Annotated in this window: 20 protein-coding genes and 1 other RNA gene; all 21 read right to left on the bottom strand. The window is 38.6% G+C overall.

Features of this window, described 5'->3' with window-relative positions:
- Positions 1–58: 58 nt before the first annotated feature.
- Positions 59–691, bottom strand: coding sequence for a response regulator transcription factor (locus C8270_RS10305; protein WP_106498512.1), 633 nt, complete (start codon positions 689–691; stop codon positions 59–61).
- On the bottom strand, positions 684–1,727 hold the full coding sequence (locus C8270_RS10300; protein WP_106496744.1) for a sensor histidine kinase: 1,044 nt from the start codon (positions 1,725–1,727) through the stop codon (positions 684–686). Before C8270_RS10300 ends, C8270_RS10305 begins: the two co-directional genes overlap by 8 nt.
- A complete protein-coding gene (liaF, locus tag C8270_RS10295; protein WP_106496743.1) occupies positions 1,724–2,455 on the bottom strand; it encodes a cell wall-active antibiotics response protein LiaF in 732 nt (243 codons plus the stop codon). Before liaF ends, C8270_RS10300 begins: the two co-directional genes overlap by 4 nt.
- A 103-nt stretch (positions 2,456–2,558) precedes the next feature.
- A complete protein-coding gene (locus C8270_RS10290; protein WP_106496742.1) occupies positions 2,559–3,194 on the bottom strand; it encodes a PspA/IM30 family protein in 636 nt (211 codons plus the stop codon).
- A gap of 41 nt (positions 3,195–3,235) precedes the next feature.
- Positions 3,236–3,589, bottom strand: coding sequence for a lmo0954 family membrane protein (locus C8270_RS10285; RefSeq protein ID WP_106496741.1), 354 nt, complete (start codon positions 3,587–3,589; stop codon positions 3,236–3,238).
- 248 nt (positions 3,590–3,837) lie between these two features.
- Complete coding sequence (locus tag C8270_RS10280; RefSeq protein ID WP_106496740.1) at positions 3,838–4,845, bottom strand: LLM class flavin-dependent oxidoreductase; 1,008 nt, start codon at positions 4,843–4,845, stop codon at positions 3,838–3,840.
- A 116-nt stretch (positions 4,846–4,961) separates the two neighbouring features.
- Complete coding sequence (locus tag C8270_RS10275; protein ID WP_106496739.1) at positions 4,962–5,159, bottom strand: hypothetical protein; 198 nt, start codon at positions 5,157–5,159, stop codon at positions 4,962–4,964.
- A gap of 10 nt (positions 5,160–5,169) precedes the next feature.
- Entirely contained in the window at positions 5,170–5,577 is a 408-nt protein-coding gene (locus tag C8270_RS10270; protein WP_106496738.1) for a nucleotidyltransferase substrate binding protein, read from the bottom strand.
- A complete protein-coding gene (locus tag C8270_RS10265) occupies positions 5,532–5,876 on the bottom strand; it encodes a nucleotidyltransferase family protein (RefSeq protein ID WP_158701694.1) in 345 nt (114 codons plus the stop codon). The genes C8270_RS10270 and C8270_RS10265 overlap by 46 nt, the downstream gene beginning before the upstream one ends.
- Positions 5,877–6,191: 315 nt before the next feature.
- Positions 6,192–7,247 carry a M42 family metallopeptidase gene (locus tag C8270_RS10260; RefSeq protein ID WP_106496736.1) on the bottom strand — a complete coding sequence of 352 codons (1,056 nt, stop codon included), beginning with the start codon at positions 7,245–7,247 and terminating at the stop codon, positions 6,192–6,194.
- Positions 7,248–7,326: 79 nt separating this feature from the next.
- Positions 7,327–7,512: a DNA-binding anti-repressor SinI gene (sinI, locus tag C8270_RS10255; RefSeq protein ID WP_106496735.1), complete on the bottom strand. Its 186-nt coding sequence runs from the start codon at positions 7,510–7,512 to the stop codon at positions 7,327–7,329.
- A gap of 133 nt (positions 7,513–7,645) precedes the next feature.
- Positions 7,646–8,281: a TetR/AcrR family transcriptional regulator gene (locus tag C8270_RS10250; RefSeq protein ID WP_234028542.1), complete on the bottom strand. Its 636-nt coding sequence runs from the start codon at positions 8,279–8,281 to the stop codon at positions 7,646–7,648.
- A gap of 127 nt (positions 8,282–8,408) precedes the next feature.
- Complete coding sequence (locus C8270_RS10245; RefSeq protein ID WP_106496733.1) at positions 8,409–9,062, bottom strand: carboxymuconolactone decarboxylase family protein; 654 nt, start codon at positions 9,060–9,062, stop codon at positions 8,409–8,411.
- A gap of 79 nt (positions 9,063–9,141) precedes the next feature.
- Positions 9,142–10,086, bottom strand: coding sequence for an alpha/beta hydrolase (locus C8270_RS10240; RefSeq protein ID WP_106496732.1), 945 nt, complete (start codon positions 10,084–10,086; stop codon positions 9,142–9,144).
- A gap of 248 nt (positions 10,087–10,334) precedes the next feature.
- Positions 10,335–10,700, bottom strand: a transfer-messenger RNA (tmRNA) gene (ssrA, locus tag C8270_RS10235).
- A 110-nt stretch (positions 10,701–10,810) separates the two neighbouring features.
- A complete protein-coding gene (gene smpB / locus C8270_RS10230) occupies positions 10,811–11,278 on the bottom strand; it encodes an SsrA-binding protein SmpB (protein ID WP_106496731.1) in 468 nt (155 codons plus the stop codon).
- A gap of 96 nt (positions 11,279–11,374) precedes the next feature.
- Positions 11,375–12,316: a metal ABC transporter substrate-binding protein gene (locus C8270_RS10225; protein WP_325034740.1), complete on the bottom strand. Its 942-nt coding sequence runs from the start codon at positions 12,314–12,316 to the stop codon at positions 11,375–11,377.
- Between the two features lie 18 nt (positions 12,317–12,334).
- Positions 12,335–13,192, bottom strand: coding sequence for a metal ABC transporter permease (locus C8270_RS10220; RefSeq protein ID WP_106496730.1), 858 nt, complete (start codon positions 13,190–13,192; stop codon positions 12,335–12,337).
- Positions 13,189–13,932, bottom strand: a complete 744-nt coding sequence (locus C8270_RS10215) for a metal ABC transporter ATP-binding protein (protein WP_106496729.1) — start codon at positions 13,930–13,932, stop codon at positions 13,189–13,191. The genes C8270_RS10220 and C8270_RS10215 overlap by 4 nt, the downstream gene beginning before the upstream one ends.
- A gap of 220 nt (positions 13,933–14,152) precedes the next feature.
- Positions 14,153–16,351, bottom strand: a complete 2,199-nt coding sequence (rnr, locus tag C8270_RS10210; protein ID WP_106496728.1) for a ribonuclease R — start codon at positions 16,349–16,351, stop codon at positions 14,153–14,155.
- 64 nt (positions 16,352–16,415) lie between these two features.
- Entirely contained in the window at positions 16,416–17,162 is a 747-nt protein-coding gene (locus tag C8270_RS10205) for an alpha/beta hydrolase (RefSeq protein WP_106496727.1), read from the bottom strand.
- Positions 17,163–17,261: the final 99 nt, after the last annotated feature.

The following is a 17,261-nucleotide window of genomic DNA, read 5'->3' as shown; positions in this document are numbered from 1 at the left end:
TGAGTGGTAGACGATAAACAATTAAACACATGGGGAATTTTTCCTAAGTAATAAGCAGTTATTTTACAAGATCATGTTTAAACGCATAAATAACTGCTTGTGTTCTATCTTGGACTTCCAATTTTCCTAAGATATTGCTTACGTGCACTTTCACCGTTTTCAAAGCAATAAATAGTTGATCGGCAATTTCCTGATTGGTTTTCCCATCTGCAATCAGCAAAAGGATTTCCATTTCGCGATCGGTTAATTGGCTATGCGGTTCATCAGCAGGTTTTTCGCGCATTCGTGTCATTATTTTCCCGGTAACTTCTGGTTCCAAAATGGATTGCCCTTGGTATGTTGAGCGAATCGCTTTGGCAATTTCATTCGCCTTTGATGTTTTTAACATATAACTTGTCGCTCCAGCTTCCAGCGCAGGATACACTTTCTCATCATCAAGAAAACTGGTAACAATAATAATCTTAGCTTCAGGCCAATTGTCGATAATCTGTTTAGTCGCCTCGATACCATCCATTTCCTTCATCACAAGGTCCATTAAAATAATATCAGGTTTTAACTCCAGTGCCTTTTGAACTGCAGCACCTCCATCATCAGCCTCTGCCACAACTTCGATATCAGGTTGTGCAGAAAGATAAGCGGATACACCGATTCGAACCATTTCATGATCATCAGCAAACAATACGTTAATCATCATTCTCATCCTCTTTCTTTAATCGCGGTACTTTGACTTCCAACCGTGTCCCTTGATCTGGCAGGCTGATGACTTTTAATGTTCCACCAACCTCATATGCCCGCTCACTCATATTTTGCAGGCCATAAGAACTAGCTCGAGCTTTTTCCACATCAAATCCAATACCATCATCGACGATTCGTAAAATAATCGTGTCATCCCGTTCAATTAACATTACACTTAGTGTAGTAGCTTTTGCATGCCTCAATGTGTTAGATACAGACTCTTGAAGAATCCGAAACAACTGATCTTCAATACCTTTGGCAACATTGAATTTTTCTACCTTCCAATCAATCTCCATTGGAACCTTTTGTGTAAGTTCAACTAATAGTTCTCCGACACCTTCTTGCAATGTTTTTCCTTTTAATGCAGCTGGTCTTAGGTGGAGAAGCAAGGCGCGCATTTCTAGCTGGGACTGATGGATCATTTTTTCGACCATTTGCAGTTGTTGTTTAAGTGTGTCATCTTTTGGCGGGTTCGATTCATTGATCGCAGACATCATCATGGATACAGCGAACAATTGCTGACTGACGGAATCATGTAATTCACGAGCCAGTCGATTTCTCTCTTGAATGACAACTTCCTGCAAGCTTTTTTCTCGCTCGTTTGCACGCTCTGTTGCCAAGCTTTGCTTTAGTTCTGCTTGCTCATGAAACTTCTGCTGTAATTGTCCCAACTGATTTTGAATTGCGGAAAATTCTTGGTGTGGCTCCTCAACGATCGTAATTTTTTGTTCCTTCACCAATTCAGCTAACTGTCGTTCAAGATCGTGCAGTCTTTGTCGTAAACTCCAACCATTTACTACACCGATGATTGCACCAGTAATAACAGGGACAATCGCAACTAGAAATAAAAACGGAATATCAACTATAGTTCGTTCTAGCAAACCTGACCAATCATCTAGCGGAAAGGCAACAAAAAAGATAACTGCTACCATAACAGTAATAAATAAACACAACATAACTGCTCTTGCGGCATGCTTTATTATCATCTTCATATCCGTTTCACCTCAATATCACCGGATAATAAAGTGGTAATAATTTTGACACGCGGATATGTGGTATCATAGCCTTCCGTTTTGTAGGATAGGGTCTGGTTCATTAAATGCCAATGATGCTCACCAAGAATATGTGCTCGACCAAAGATGGAACTGTGATGAACACTAACTTCTACTTCATATGGTATATAAATTTCAATATTTCCGACGAGATGGCGAATGGAGATTACTGCCGTATCATCAGGTAACACGGTATTGCTTAAATCAATGACCCGATCACCAAATGCGCCATGGATGTTTATATCATTCCAGTAGTACGCATGTTCAGCAGTCTTTTGATCACCAAAAGCATGGTGGTCAAATAATGGTTCCAATTGAATTAAGGCCTCCGTAGTTGACTCATGTTGACCAGAAATGGAAGGTGTAATTCGTTCGGATTCTTTTTTTGACTTCGAATAGTCACGAATAAACAGTATAATACCAGCTATAAGCAAGAACCGGACAGCCAACATGTTCAATACAGAAAATATTAGGCCTATCACGCCAATCCAAAAAAAACATTTACCCCATAACCGAAAAAAATTTTTCCAACCAATATAAATGAGGAGAGCTGAAAACAGGGCAGAAAAGATCATACCGCCATGAAAAAAGGCAATTTCAACAATAAAGAGGATCACCCCGACAATCATGATCCAGTTCAGTGTGTCCGTTGATAATCTGTGAAACATACAGGTGACCCCCTTTTCTATGTAATAAACAGACGCAAGTTGTCTCGCGTCTGCTTTAGTATATCATGTTTTTATCCCAATCTGGAACATGGGATATTTTGAACTAATTCGCCTTTTCTTGATCTTGCATTTCTTTTTCAAGACGGGCAATTTTACTATCGAATGTGCTGCGGTAATAAGAGCTGTTCACCTTATACTCCAGACTTTCGATATAGTTTTCTAACTCAGCAAAACGAGAATATGGTTTGTCAGCTGTTTCTTCCATCACTTTGTTCATTTGATGGTTAGCATGAGCAACATTTTCACGCCCCATTAGTTCCATACGACGCAAGTGCATGTCTTTTAATTTATGTTTCATTTCTTCATATTTTTGTTCTAATTCCTCAAGTTGATTTACAGCTTCCTGTCTTAGTGTTTTCATTCGATCTGCACGTGCTTGATATTCTTCTTGTTCTTTCATTGCAAATTGATGCATTTGTTCCTCGCCCGCTTTATCAGCAATAGCAGCTTGTTTCAATCGTTTATCAGCAAGATCCTGAGCTTTGTGATATTCTCTAGTGAATTCGTCTTTAAGTTTATGCTGCCTTTCAATCAGCCTTCTTACCTTTTCTTTCTCTTGCTCACTTTGGCGCAAGTATTGATTTAATGCAGCAACTGGGTTCTTCTGTTCCTTTTCATCTAATAGATTGTGAAGATCTGCCGAAATTGAATCTTTAATCCGTGTAAATAAATTTGCCATGTAAATCGCTCCTTTTCGTATTGATATCACGCATGGTTCTGTTAATTATTCATTTCTGTCCATTGTCTTTCAAAATTTGTAAATGGATCATCATCTACTACTGTCTGTCCTTTTGAATTATGATCATCTTTTCGCAAGTTCCGGAAAATCTGATACAAAATATATGCTGCCGCAACACCGATCACTGCATAGATATTGGACAAGCCAATGCCCAGTATAATGAGTCCTGCAACAACCCAGGCAATTTTTCCAACTGTTGAGTCACTTTTCATAAACTGTTTAAAGATCACATATAGCAACCAAATGCTGACACCTAGCAGAATCATCGGACCTAATGTTGCCAGTAATACTAACAATGCAGCTAATCCGCCTAGAAACAATAAAAATTTATTCATTCATTTCTGCCTCCTTTCATTATCTTGTCTCTATCATACCTAGCAAATGAAAAAACGATAATGAGCCTAAGCTATATTTTGCAGTAGGTCTCTAGTCTTATTTTGGTCTAGTGCTAGAGAATAAAAAAATGACGAGCCCATCAAAAGACGAGTTCGCCATTTTAAAATTAGTTTAAGGTCCCACGTGTTAAACGATGAGACAGGTTACGAAAATTTCAATAGTTAATACACACTTAACAACAAATATATTACGTTTTATCCTTCATTATTTCCTCGGCAATCAGTTTATATGACATTTTTCTTGCCTCATGGTCGTGTGTGATCGTAACAATCATAAATTCGTCTACCTGATATGCCTGCTGCAGGTTCTCAAGTTGTTGTTTCACTTCTGTTGGGTTCCCGATAATCATTTTTTCTTTGGCTTTACTAAGCCTTTCTGCCTCTTCCTCTGAAAACGAATAGTTTAGTGCATTTAGAGCAGAAGGTACCCCATCGTTTCCTTCCCCTTTAGCACGAAGAACATTCCACAATAAGCTGCTCATTGCAATTTCTTCAGCTTCCTTGGTTGTCTCTGCACAAATAACTGTTATCGTCACAATAACCTTTGGCGTTAATGCCGGATGTTTTTGCTTGAATAGTTCCTTATAGTTGGTAACAATTGCTGGGCCATCTTGATCACTCATGAAGTGGCCAAATGTATAAGCCATTCCTTTCTCAGCTGCTAAAATAGCACTTTTCCCACTTGTTCCGAGCATCCATGGTTCTGGTGATTTTTTTGGAACTGGTGTTGGTTTGATTTTCGCATACATATGATCTTTCGGAAAATCATGATGTAAAAAACGCAATAAATCATCAAGTTTTTCTGGAACTTTTCGTACTTGTTCTAAAAAATTATCGGACAGTGCCATTGTAACTTCGGCGGATCCACCCGGTGCTCGCCCAATCCCCAAATCAATACGGTCAGGAAATAAAGTTGCTAGCAAATTATAGGTCTCTGCTACCCTAAACGGTTTATAGTGCGGCAATAATACTGCACCTGCGCCAGTCCTGATTTTTTCTGTTTTTGAGGCAATAATCCCAATCATCACATCGGGGTTGGGGCATGCTAAACCGGACATATCATGATGTTCCGCAATCCAGTAGCGCGTATAGCCTAATCGGTCTCCAAGTTGTGCAAGTTTTATTGAATCCTCAAGCGTTTCTTGGGCTGTTTTTCCCGATGCAATTGGTGCTTGATCTAAAATGCTAAGTTTCATCAATATACCTACTTCCCACTTCAAATATCTGTTAGGCCTAATTATAATCTTCTATCTACAGAACGCAAAATGACTTACCCAAAATGGCAAGTCATCTCGTCCTCACGTTCTATTTATCATATCCACTGTCTTAATAAAAAAATCCCCAGGCCAAAAACAAAAACAGCAGCTGCCATTTTACAGATCCAAAATGGTACTTTTAATTGGCCTAGCTTAATATATACATGATTAAATCGATATTTGACCGATCGAAAGAATGCAACTAAACCACTAAAAATCAATAAAATCGCCAACGTATAAAAGAAAAAAACCACAGGAACCCTCCTATTTCGTATCCATGTGAATCCTATTATGTATACGCTCCATCCAGTTACACAACAGCTGATAATATTGTGGAAGCATTCCCGAAATTTCAATTGATAAATCCTCATTATATGTATGCACGGTTAAATTACGGTGATCGACCATCCGTAAACCAAGAACAGTTTCCTCTTCACTAAAGACACCAACTTCCCGAAAAGAACGAATAACGCCCTTTGGCGAACCAATGTCCAGGCCCTCAACATTATACAAATATTGTTTACCTGCTTTCCAACATGCTTCAAAACTAAATTCGAAGCGCTGAATTGCTGCATCGCGTTCAATAGCGGAAGGGCTTTCAATTTTAACCACCTCATTAAATGTCCTTAAGGCTTTGTTTGCGACTTGAACTCGTTCGAGTAACCTTTCCATTGTATCCCCTCCTTTTTAATTCTATTAATAAGATCCTGATCTGCCTTTGACAAATCGACTAAATCAACACGATATGGAAGGGGTGATTCTTCTATTCTTTCACGGAGTTCAACCCACTTTATTATCGGAATTTCTTCCGGTGATTGAAGTGCAACATCAATATCAGAAGTTCTTTTCTCTTCCTTCCGAGCCCATGAGCCAAAAAGATACACATCAGCCGGGATATCCTTTAATGTTGTATCAATTATATTTTTTAGATGCAGCAATATCTGATCCCTACTTTGCTGATAAAAGCTCATGGTAATCACCATCCAGTATTTTTTTACTATTGTATCATATTCGATCTGTTAATTAACGTTCGGACCCGCGAAATATAACTGGAATTTACTCAATGCTTCCGTGAAATGTTTCAAAACTTCTTTTTCACTGAAAATAATGTTCCCAAATTGAAACATCTTCAAAGTGGTCAACCGAACAACTTCTATATTTTAATATTTCTTTCTTATGAATATCAAAAAATCCCCATTCTATTCAAGAAAAATAGACTTAAATGGATAAACAAAAAGACGAGTCCACTCCAAACGAGTAGGTTCGCCTTTTTCAAAATTATTTCCTTAATATTTTACCATTCCAGAAAGAACATAATGATACAGCAATTGTTCCGTATAGTCTAAAGATGTTTCATGTGTTCTTTCATATGCATGGGATGAGTCAATACCTGGTCCGATAAGTCCATGAACAATATCATGACCAGCTCTGATCGCTGCCGATGCGTCTGATCCATAATACGGATAAATATCCAATTGATAGCCGATGTCATTCGATTCCGCCAACTCTACAAGATGTTTACGCAACCCAAAATGGTACGGTCCACTTGCATCCTTCACACAAATGGAAGCGGTGTATTCATCGGTTGATTGGCCATCTCCCATGGCACCCATATCAACTGCTAAATATTCAACCGTTTCAGGTGTGATATTAGAATTTCCACCATAGCCAATTTCCTCATTATTTGAAATTAGAAAATGTGTCGTATATGGAAGTGTCACATTTTCTTCTTTCAGTCGCTTAATCAGCTGCAACAAAATCCCAACACTTGCTTTGTCATCTAAATGACGGGATTTAATGAATCCGTTATCGGCAAGCTGAACTCGTGGATCGAATGACACAAAATCCCCAACCTCAATACCAAGTTCACGAATTTCCTTAGCGTTTTCCACCTTGGCATCAATCCGAACTTCCATATTTTCTTGATTACGTTTCGCATCCCCAGCATTCTTGTAAACATGAACAGATGTTTGATGCATTAAGATGGTTCCGGTAAAAACCTTACCACTAGATGTATGTATCTCACAGTACTCACCCTCTATTGCGTTATACTTGAATCCGCCAATAAGGTCCAGACGAAGCCGGCCATTATCCTTTACTTCCTTCACCATCGCCCCTAATGTATCGACATGTGCAGTTAGCATTCTATGTTCTTTATCATTTTCTCCAGGCAATGTTGCAATTAATCCACCTTTATGATTACGTCTAGTTTCCACCTGTAAATCCTGTAAAAAACGATCGACATACTGAATTACGTTTTCCGTGTAACCTGAAGGACTTGGGATCGACACTAACTGTTTAATAATCTCTTTTGTTTCGTTAACGTTTGGGTATGTACTCATTATAATTACTCCTCTCAAAATATCTTCAATACTGCTATTTTACCGCTTATGTCTCCGAAAAAAAAGAATTTACAGTGATTTATTTGATCTCTTTTAATTCACTGTTATATAACGAACTACCCCTTTGAGGAATTTGTATGCTTTGCTGTTTTCGAATAAACCTCCTAACGTCATCCTGTGTAAGTCCAATCTGTTTTGCCATCAGGATTAAGGCAACCCAGTCATCATCAACCGATTCCGTTTTTGCTTCCCCTAGCACTTCCATTATTTAATCAGCTCCCTTTATATTTTTACAACGACAAGGAACGCCCAACTGAATGAAGCTGTTCAAAGACCTAGAAGAAGAGAGAAATTCTTTGATCAATTTTTTTGCACCATGCCGTCCGCGTGATACATACCTATTGATAATGCAGTCCGTACACCAAAAGGTTGACAATTTCATTTGCAAGCATTTCCGGGGTTTTTAATCCACTTAGTAATTTGGTAACGGTAAGCCGTTCGATAATCCCCATAATACTATCAGCTACTATCCCCATATCGATGTCTGTGCGAAAATAACCATCTTGTTGTTCGGCGATAAGGTTCATCTCTATTTGATCAGATAATTGTTGCTTTATTTTTTCTGCTTCGAGTGCGAAAAATAATCCGATCTGCGTTAAATTTGGATTTCCTTTAAAAAACTGAAATATAGCTGTTAGTTTTCCCTTTATATTATCAGGAAAGGAAGTCAAACTAATTCCGGGTTCAAGCCGGCTTTGTTTTATAAGATTGGATAGTTCGGCTCGAAACAAATTGACTAATTCCTGAAATATTTCCTCTTTTCCTTTGAAATATAAATAAAAAGTTGGTTGGGTTAACTCAGCCCGTTTTACAATAGTGCTAATCTTTGTTTCATAATATCCATTATGTGCAAACTCTTCCGCTGCAATATCCAGTAATTGCTTCCGGCTTTGTTCTCCATTTGCACCTTTTTTTCTTCCGCGTTTCCCCATTTTAGTGACAACTCCAGCTAAGATGTTAATTATATTACTCATGAGTATTATCTGATACTTTTGAACCTTAGTCAAGGAAAATTATGTATAAGTTTTTGAAAAGTTTAAAAAGACCTCCATGAATTGGAGGCCTTTTTTTACATTATAAGTATTCATTTTTGAACCATGCTTATTCTCCATAACTTTTTATCATATTTGCCATGTGTGCATACGATCCGCCAGCTAGTAGAGCGGACGCAACCAATACTGCTTCTGAAAGCTCTTCATCTGTAGCACCGGCTTTATCGGCATTTTTGGTATGAACATCAATACAATATGGACATAACGTGGCATGTCCAACAGCTACTGCAATGATTTCTTTAAATTTGGCGCTTAGCTTTCCTTCTTTCATGGCTGCAGCATTAAAGTTTGAATACCCTTTAAAAGCGTCAGGAGCACTTTTTCCTAATTGACCAAGCTTTTTCAAATTAGATCTTACATAAAGTGTATCATCTGCTTCCGGGTCTTTCGCATTATGCATATTCGTACTATGGGTTACTGCCCCACCAGCTTCTACTCCGGAAACGACAAATACAGCTTCCACCAATTCCTCAAGCGAAGCACCTGCTTTTTTTGCACTACGTGTATGCGAATCAATACAGTACGGGCATTGTGTTACATGTGCTATCGCTACAGCAATAATTTCTTTGTCCTTTTTCGTCAAAGCTCCATCTTTAAAAACGCCATCATTATACTCGGAAAAGGCTTTCATCTGTTCGGGAGCCAAATCTTTTAACTGATTTAAATTTTTCATGTATTCTTTTTGATATAGAATAGTCGACATTGCTACCACCCTTTCTCTATATATCACTATTCCCTACCAATTTAAAAGCAAACATCCATATATTAATTTATCGCAGTTTTTATTTGGATGATGCAAAGGCTTTTTCCAGACTTCGCGCCCCATCTTCAAGGGCATCTTTAGCTTCTGGAACAAATCCGGCAAAGTTAGCAAATCCATGGATCAAATCTTCATAGTTTTTATATACAACGTTTACCCCATTTACTTCCAGTTGTTCTGCATAAGCCTTACCCACATCGCGCAACGGATCATACTGAGCAGTCAAAATAGTAGCGGACGGTAAGCCACTTAAATCATGATAAAGAATCGGCGAAGCATATGGATGAAGCATGTCGTCATCACTATTAAAATAATGCTTTCTAAACCATTCCATGGATTCTGCAGTTAAAAAATACCCTTCTGCATTTTCTTTTAATGAAGGCGGCTCCTCTTTAAAACCTGTTGACGGATACAAAAGCAACTGATGACATATTTCTGGTGCTTTCCGCTCTTTCGCAATGATACAGGCAACTGCTGCAAGATTCCCACCAGCGCTATCACCTCCAACAGCAATCCGACTTCGATCAATTGCAAACTCCTCTTCGTGTTCCACAATCCATTCCAATGAATCATAAGCATCATCTACTGCAGCGGGAAATTTTGATTCTGGAGCTAAACGATAGTCTACCGAAATAACGACACACGATGCTGTATTTGCAAGAAATCGGCAAACAGCATCATGACTTTCTAAATCCCCCAATACCCATCCACCTCCGTGGTAATAAACTAAACCAGGATGTGGGGCTGTCCCTTTATTCGGGGTGTAAACACGGACAGGGATATCCCTTCCCTTTAATTTTAAAACCCGATCCTCAACCTTTTTAACCGGTTCTTCCAATTGCGGAAGATTTTTTATTGACTCTGTTTCCATTGCTCGATAAGCTTCCGGTGTTATTTCATCCAACGGTGTTTTAGGAAGCGCATTCAATTTGTCCAAGAAAAACTGAATTTTAGGATTCACAGGCATGATCATTCCTCCAATTTAATTTCCTTTTATGCTATACAACTATATATTCATTTGCAATAATTTTTAGTAAATATTTTTTCTATTTCCACAAGGTTATTTCCCACACGGAAGAAAGCATGTAGCTTTGCGTAAATTTTATTGTGTTACGTACAGCATAAAGTTCCTAAAATAAAATAAAGCATAAAAACTTCCAAACGGAAATTTTATGCTTTACATTATAAAAAATAAAAAACCACCAACTTATGTATTGGTGGAGACGGTGGGAATCGAACCCACGTCCAGAGATATCGCCACTCAGGCTTCTACACGCATAGTTGGTATATTATCCTTCGCTACATCTTCAGCCTACCAACAGGCTTCCGAGTAGCTAGTCTGATTAGTTTCAACTATCATCCTCAGACGGCGAATGACAGTATAGCCCGCTTCATTTGAGACCCTTCAATCTGCATCACGGGCGAATGCAGGAAGGATCGCTTTAGAACTACTTACGCAGCTGCTAAAGCTGGTTGATTGTTAGTTTTGCCAGTTATATTTAGGCGAATAACGTTTTACGAGCCGTAACCTCGACGTGCAACCTGAGCTCAATCTACCCCTGTCGAATCCGTAACGTCCCCATAAAAGAGAAACGCTCGGGGTTTAAATCGAGCAATTATTAAGTTTTATGTCTTTTGATGACAATTCTTATTATAACATGAATCGTTATAATATCAAGGGCTGGAAGGATTTACATATGATCACGATCTTTTATCGCCCTAGCAATATCACGTTTCATTTGTTTCCGCTTCAGATCTTCCCGTTTATCATATTTCTTTTTCCCTCTGCCAAGTCCAATAAGGATTTTTGCCACACCGTTCTTAATATAAACCTTTAATGGAACGAGGGCATAACCCTGTTGCTGTGTTAAACCAATCAACTTATCAATTTCTTTGCGATGAAGCAGCAATTTACGTGTTCGTGTTGGATCATGGTTAAACCGATTTCCCTGCTCATACGTTGCTATATGCATGTTAATAAGTTTTACCTCGCCACGATCGATTCGTGCATGTGAATCCTTTAAATTGATTCGGCCTGCACGGATTGATTTGATTTCCGTACCTTGCAGTACAATACCCGCTTCATACGTATCTTCAATAAAGTAATCATGGGATGCTTTTTTATTTTGGGCAATTGTTTTTCCTGTTCCTTTTGGCATATCGGCTTCCTCCTACTACTTACGTGAACTTTATTCTACCAAAAATTAGCGTAATTAGCCACCATCTAAAACAGTGCTGCCCGTATTTTTAACAAATTACTCCATCAAACCTTTTGTAATCATATCGACATTCCATTCCATCATCTTTATATACGTATCCCCTTCTTCTCCCGCTTCTCCTAATGAATCCGTAAATATTTTTCCTACAATCGGTGCCCCTGTCTCATTGGACACTGTTTCCATACTACGAGGATCAACACTAGTTTCTATAAACAACCCCGGAATTTCTTTTTCCTTAATAGTATCAACAACTGACTTTATTTGATCAGGTGTACCTTGATTTTCTGCATTGATTTCCCAAATGTATGCCGCATGAAAGCCGTATGCTGCCGAGAAATACTTAAACGCACCTTCACTTGTTACTAAAACTCGTTTTTCTTCAGGGATTTTATTGACTTTTTGTTTTATTTCATTATCCATTGCCTCTAATTCTTTAATATAATCCGCAGCATTCTGTTCATATATTTCTTTATTATCCGGATCTGCCTTCATTAATGCATCCCTTGCATTTTCCGCATAAACGATTCCATTTTTTGCATCCAGCCACGCATGTGGATCGGGTTCTCCTTTATGTCCGCCTGATTTTAACAATTGTGGATCGATCCCTTCCGTAATGCGAAAAACTGTCTCGTCTTCTTCTGACTTTCCGGCTGTCTCAACCATCTTATGAAACCAAGAATTACCCGCCTCTAAATTGAAACCGTTATAAAATACAATATCTGCATCAGACGTTAACTGCACATCCTCTGGCAATGGTTCATATGAATGCGGGTCCGTTCCAATTGGTACTAAGCTGTGGACCTCTGCAAGGTCACCAGCAACATTTTGCACAATATCGTATAAAATCGAGTACGTCGTGACAACCTGAAGCTTTTCTCCGTTTTGTTTCGCATCAGCAGCTCCTTCTTCATTTCCCGAACATCCAGCAAATATAAAAACTACCGTAAACATCACTATGAAAACTAAGCCTTTTTTCACTTTCAAAATCCTCCCTTTTTATGAATACGATGCGCGTTGCTTACGGGACCGTATCGTTCGCCATAGAACACCATGCTTTGGTGAAATAATAAATGTTATGAAAAACAAAATGGTTGCAACCAGTACTATCGTTGCACCTGAAGCTAGATTTGCTTTATAACTGATATAGAGGCAGATTACAGCCGCAATAACACCAAATCCTGATGAGAGAAATATCATGGTCGATAGCCGATTGGTTAACAAATATGCTGTAGCTGCAGGCGTAATTAACATAGCAACTACCAAGATAATCCCAACAGTTTGCAATGATGCAACAGTTACCATCGTCAATAATGTCATCAAAAAGTAGTGAATTAACTTATTTGGTAAGCCATATGCTTGCGCCATTGTCGGATCAAAGGAAGTCACCAGTAATTCCTTGTAAAAAACATACACACTTACGAGTACAATCAGCCCGATTACTAAAGTCATCCACATATCCGAAGGTCTGACAGCCAACACATTTCCAAACAGGATATGATATAAATCAGTGCTGCTTTTCATTAGCGTAATTAAAATAATCCCGAGCGCAAAGGCAGAAGTGAACACTATTCCGATTGATGAATCGTTTTTAATTCGGCTGTTTTGACTAATATAGCCAATTCCAATTGCTGTGAGTACCCCTGTAAAAACTGCTCCAAAGAAAAAGTTGATTCCTAAAAAATAGGAAACCGCTACACCTGGTAAAACCGCATGTGAAATGGCATCTCCCATTAAAGCCATTCCACGCAGGACAATAAAACAACCAATTACCCCACAGATAATTCCAACCATAATGGATGTTAGCAATGCTTTTTGCAAAAACTCATAATGCATAATCGCTTCGATAAAGTTCATGATTTCACCTCCAATTCTTTAAGAAAGGAAAGTTGGCCTTGATATGCACGAGCAATTGTTTCCGGGCGCATTACATCCTCTACATCACCAAATTCAACCAACTCCTGATTCAGTAAGAGTATTTGTTGAAAATAATCTTTCGCTTTACTTAGATCATGGTGGACAACTAAGATCGTCTTCCCTTGATCTTTAAGCTCCTTTAATATTCGAATGATCGTCTCTTCACTACTGATATCGATCCCAACAAATGGCTCATCAAGAAAAAACAATTCAGCTTGCTGAGCTAGTGCGCGTGCTATAAATACACGCTGTTGTTGCCCACCAGACAATTCGCCAATTTGTCGATTTTTAAATTCCAACATATCTACTTTTTCAAGGCATTTTAGTGCCAGGGCTCTATCTTGTTTTTTGGGCCTTTTAAACATTCCTAGCTGCGGATATGTTCCAATCAAAACGGTATCAATCACCGAAATTGGGAAATCCCAGTCAATATTATTTCGTTGCGGCACATAGGCAATTTCTTTTCTAACCGCTTTCCTATCTTTATTTAATATGGTAATTTCACCACGGTCTTTAGGAATTAAACCTAGAACTGATTTTAGCAACGTGGATTTTCCAGCCCCGTTAGGTCCGATTATTCCGACCATCTTTCCAGGGGTAATGGAAAATGAAACATCCTTTATAGCCTCCTTGCCATAGTAAGATACATGTAAATGATCAACAGCAATAGATCTGCTCATTTTTAACCCTTCTTTCCTTTATTTTCCTAATCCGTCATTTGCTCTTAACCTAATTAATTGTATTTATGATAATTAATTATATATTAACAATAAAGTTTCCTATGTGCAACTTATATAATTAAATCGTATGCTAGTTATATAAATTGATGACAATAAAATTAGTTTTTTTGGTAAAAGGCACAAAAAAATGCTGACCCGCTTTTCGAATCAGCATTTTTCATTATGATTTTTTCTTTGATTTATTTTTTGGTTTACGACGCCCTGGTTCTTTTTCACGTTTTTTTGGCTTTTTAGTCCCAGCTAATTCAAAATCAACAGCATATTCATCCAAATTCACGCTTTCAACCCGAACGTCAACTTCGTCCCCAATCCGATGAACCGTACCTGTACGTTCCCCAATCAAGGCATGGCTGCTTTCATCATAATGATAATAATCATCAGTCAAGGTGCTCACGTGAACAAGGCCCTCTACTGTATTTTCCAGCTCGACAAACATGCCAAAATTGGTAACTGAACTAATCACACCCGTGTATTCCTCACCAATTCTATCTTTCATATATTCCGCCTTTTTCAGATCATCCGTGTCACGTTCTGCATCCACTGCAGCTCGCTCCATTTCGGATGTATGTCTAGCAATTTCCGGTAACCGTTCTTTCCACTGTGTGATTGTCTGTTTGTCCATCTGTTTCTCAATTAAATAAGTCCGAATTAAGCGATGCACAATCAAATCAGGATACCGCCGTATAGGTGAGGTAAAATGCGTGTAAAATTCCGTTGCTAAACCAAAATGACCAATACTTTGAGGATCATATCTTGCTTGTTTCATCGAACGCAGCATAAGTTTGGAAACGATCATTTCTTCAGGCTTTCCTTGAACCTCATCAATTACCTTTTGCAATGCTTGTGGGTGTACTTCATTCGCAGTACCTTTAACAACATAACCGAGACCACCTAAAAACTCAAAAAAGCTCTGCAATTTTCCTTGATCCGGTTCCTCATGAATCCGATGAATAAATGGCACATCCATCCAGTGAAAATGTTCGGCAACTGTCTCGTTGGCTGCTAGCATAAATTCCTCAATTAACCGTTCAGCAACCGATCGCTCACGTAGTACAACGTCTTCTGCTTTACCGTTCTCATCAACTAATACTTGTGCTTCTTTAAAGTCAAAGTCAATTGCTCCGCGTCCCATTCGCTTTCCACGCAAAATAGCCGCTAGCTTTTCCATCTTCTCAAACATCGGCACAAGCGCTTCGTATTTGCTACGAACTTCCTCATCTTTATCAACTAAAATTTTATTTACATCGCTGTATGTCATTCGTTCCGTTGTCTTAATCACACTCTGAAAAATTTCGTGATTGACAACTTCACCTTTCGTATTAATTTCCATCTGACAGCCAAGTGTTAATCGATCTACTTGTGGATTTAACGAACAAATTCCGTTAGACAAACGATGGGGAATCATCGGAATCACGCGGTCAACTAGATAAACACTCGTTCCCCGTTCGAATGCTTCCTTATCCATTGGTGTGCCTTCTTTTACGTAATAGCTGACATCCGCAATGTAAACACCAAGCTGATAATTCCCATTGTCGAGCTCTTTTACTGATACTGCATCATCTAGGTCTTTCGCATCCGCTCCATCAATCGTTACGATAACCTCATCGCGTAAATCACGTCTTAGTGTCAGTTCTTCGTCCCTAATTTGTTCTGGAGCTTTTGCCGCTTGAGCCAATACTTCGTCAGGAAAGTCTATCTTAATCCCATGCTTGTAAATGATCGAAATAATATCAATTCCTGGATCATTTTTATGCCCAAGAATTTGAATAACTTCCCCTTCCGCACTCTTTCTTCCTTCTGGATATTTTGTAATATAAACAATAACCTTATGGCCACTCACTGCACCATGTGTCATACTTTTGGGGATAAAAATATCATTTGGAATTCGCTTATCATCCGCAATGACAAAGCCAAATGAACGATTATTCTCAAATGTTCCGACAACCGTATGAACTGCCCGTTCCAGTATGCGGATAACCGTCCCCTCAGGCCGATTGCCACCCTCACTTTTCTTCTCCAAACGAACTAACACTTTATCATTATTCATAGCCGATGCCATGTCGGAATGATGGATATAAATGTCCCGTTGTTCCTCATCATCCGGAATCAAAAATGCAAATCCTTTAGCATGCATTTGAATTCTTCCACGGATAAGATTCATTTTTTCCGGCAAGCCAAAGCGATTTTTCCGAGTGCGAACGAGTTCTCCTGCTTCTTCTAGTTCATTTAGGGATTTTATGAGCTCTTTAAATTCCTCTGCATATTCCAGGTCTAAGACTCCCTCTAATTCATCAACAGACAAGGGCCTTGTACCATTTTCATTAAAAAAAGTAAGTATTTTTTCTTTCAATTCGTCCATAAGCTCACCTTCTTTCTACTCTATTGTTTACCTGTTAGTATTGTTTTATAATCGAAAAATCATTCTATTCCTGCCAGTCAAGCGATTCTAGAAAATCATAAATATCTTGATATAGCTGTTGCTTTTCGTCATCCAATGTAATGACATGTCCAGATTCCTCATACCATTTTATATCTTTATGATCTGCTTCAACATTGTCATAGATATATGTGGCACTAGCTGTATTTATCATTTGGTCTTTTCTTGCTTGTACTACAAATGTCGGTGTGTATATAGTATCGACATTATTTTTCACTTCTGTAATCAGTGAGCCTAACTCCTCAAACATTTGGTTAGAGTTTTTCACCAGATCAGCAACTTCTTGTTCGATGACAGTGGCTTCTTTTTCTTCTAATTGCTTATACTCTTTAGCAAATGTCTTGAGTCCTTGCGTTAGCTGTGTCTCGTTATCAAAAAACATCGGTGCACACATTGGGATAACAGCTTTTAATTTTTCCGAGTATGCTAATTTCAGTCCTAGAACACCACCAAGTGATAAGCCGGCAACAGCTATTTCTTGATAACCGAGATCACGTAAATGTTTTAACGCGTTCTGAACATCTTCCCACCACTGATCTGGATTTGCTTTAATCAATTCCTCTGGTGGAAGTCCATGTCCACGGTAAATCGGCGCGTGAGTTGTATACCCCTGTTTTTCTAAATAGCGACCAAGCATTCTTACATCTGCTGAATGGCCTGTAAACCCATGTAATAATAATACCGCACGTTGACCTGCTTCAAACGTAAAAGGTTCTGGTTGTTTTATTTTCATTATGCTCAAACTCCTTCAAAAATCCTTAGCATCGTTATTATTTATCTATTGTACATGATACGACAAAAAATAACCCTTATCACGCAATTTGTGATAAGG

The sequence above is a fragment of the Lentibacillus sp. Marseille-P4043 genome (assembly GCF_900258515.1).
In the GTDB taxonomy this organism is placed as follows: Bacteria; Bacillota; Bacilli; order Bacillales; family Amphibacillaceae; genus Lentibacillus_C.
The sequence above is the reverse complement of the archived record's forward strand: the minus strand, read 5'-3'. Positions and strand labels throughout refer to the sequence as shown.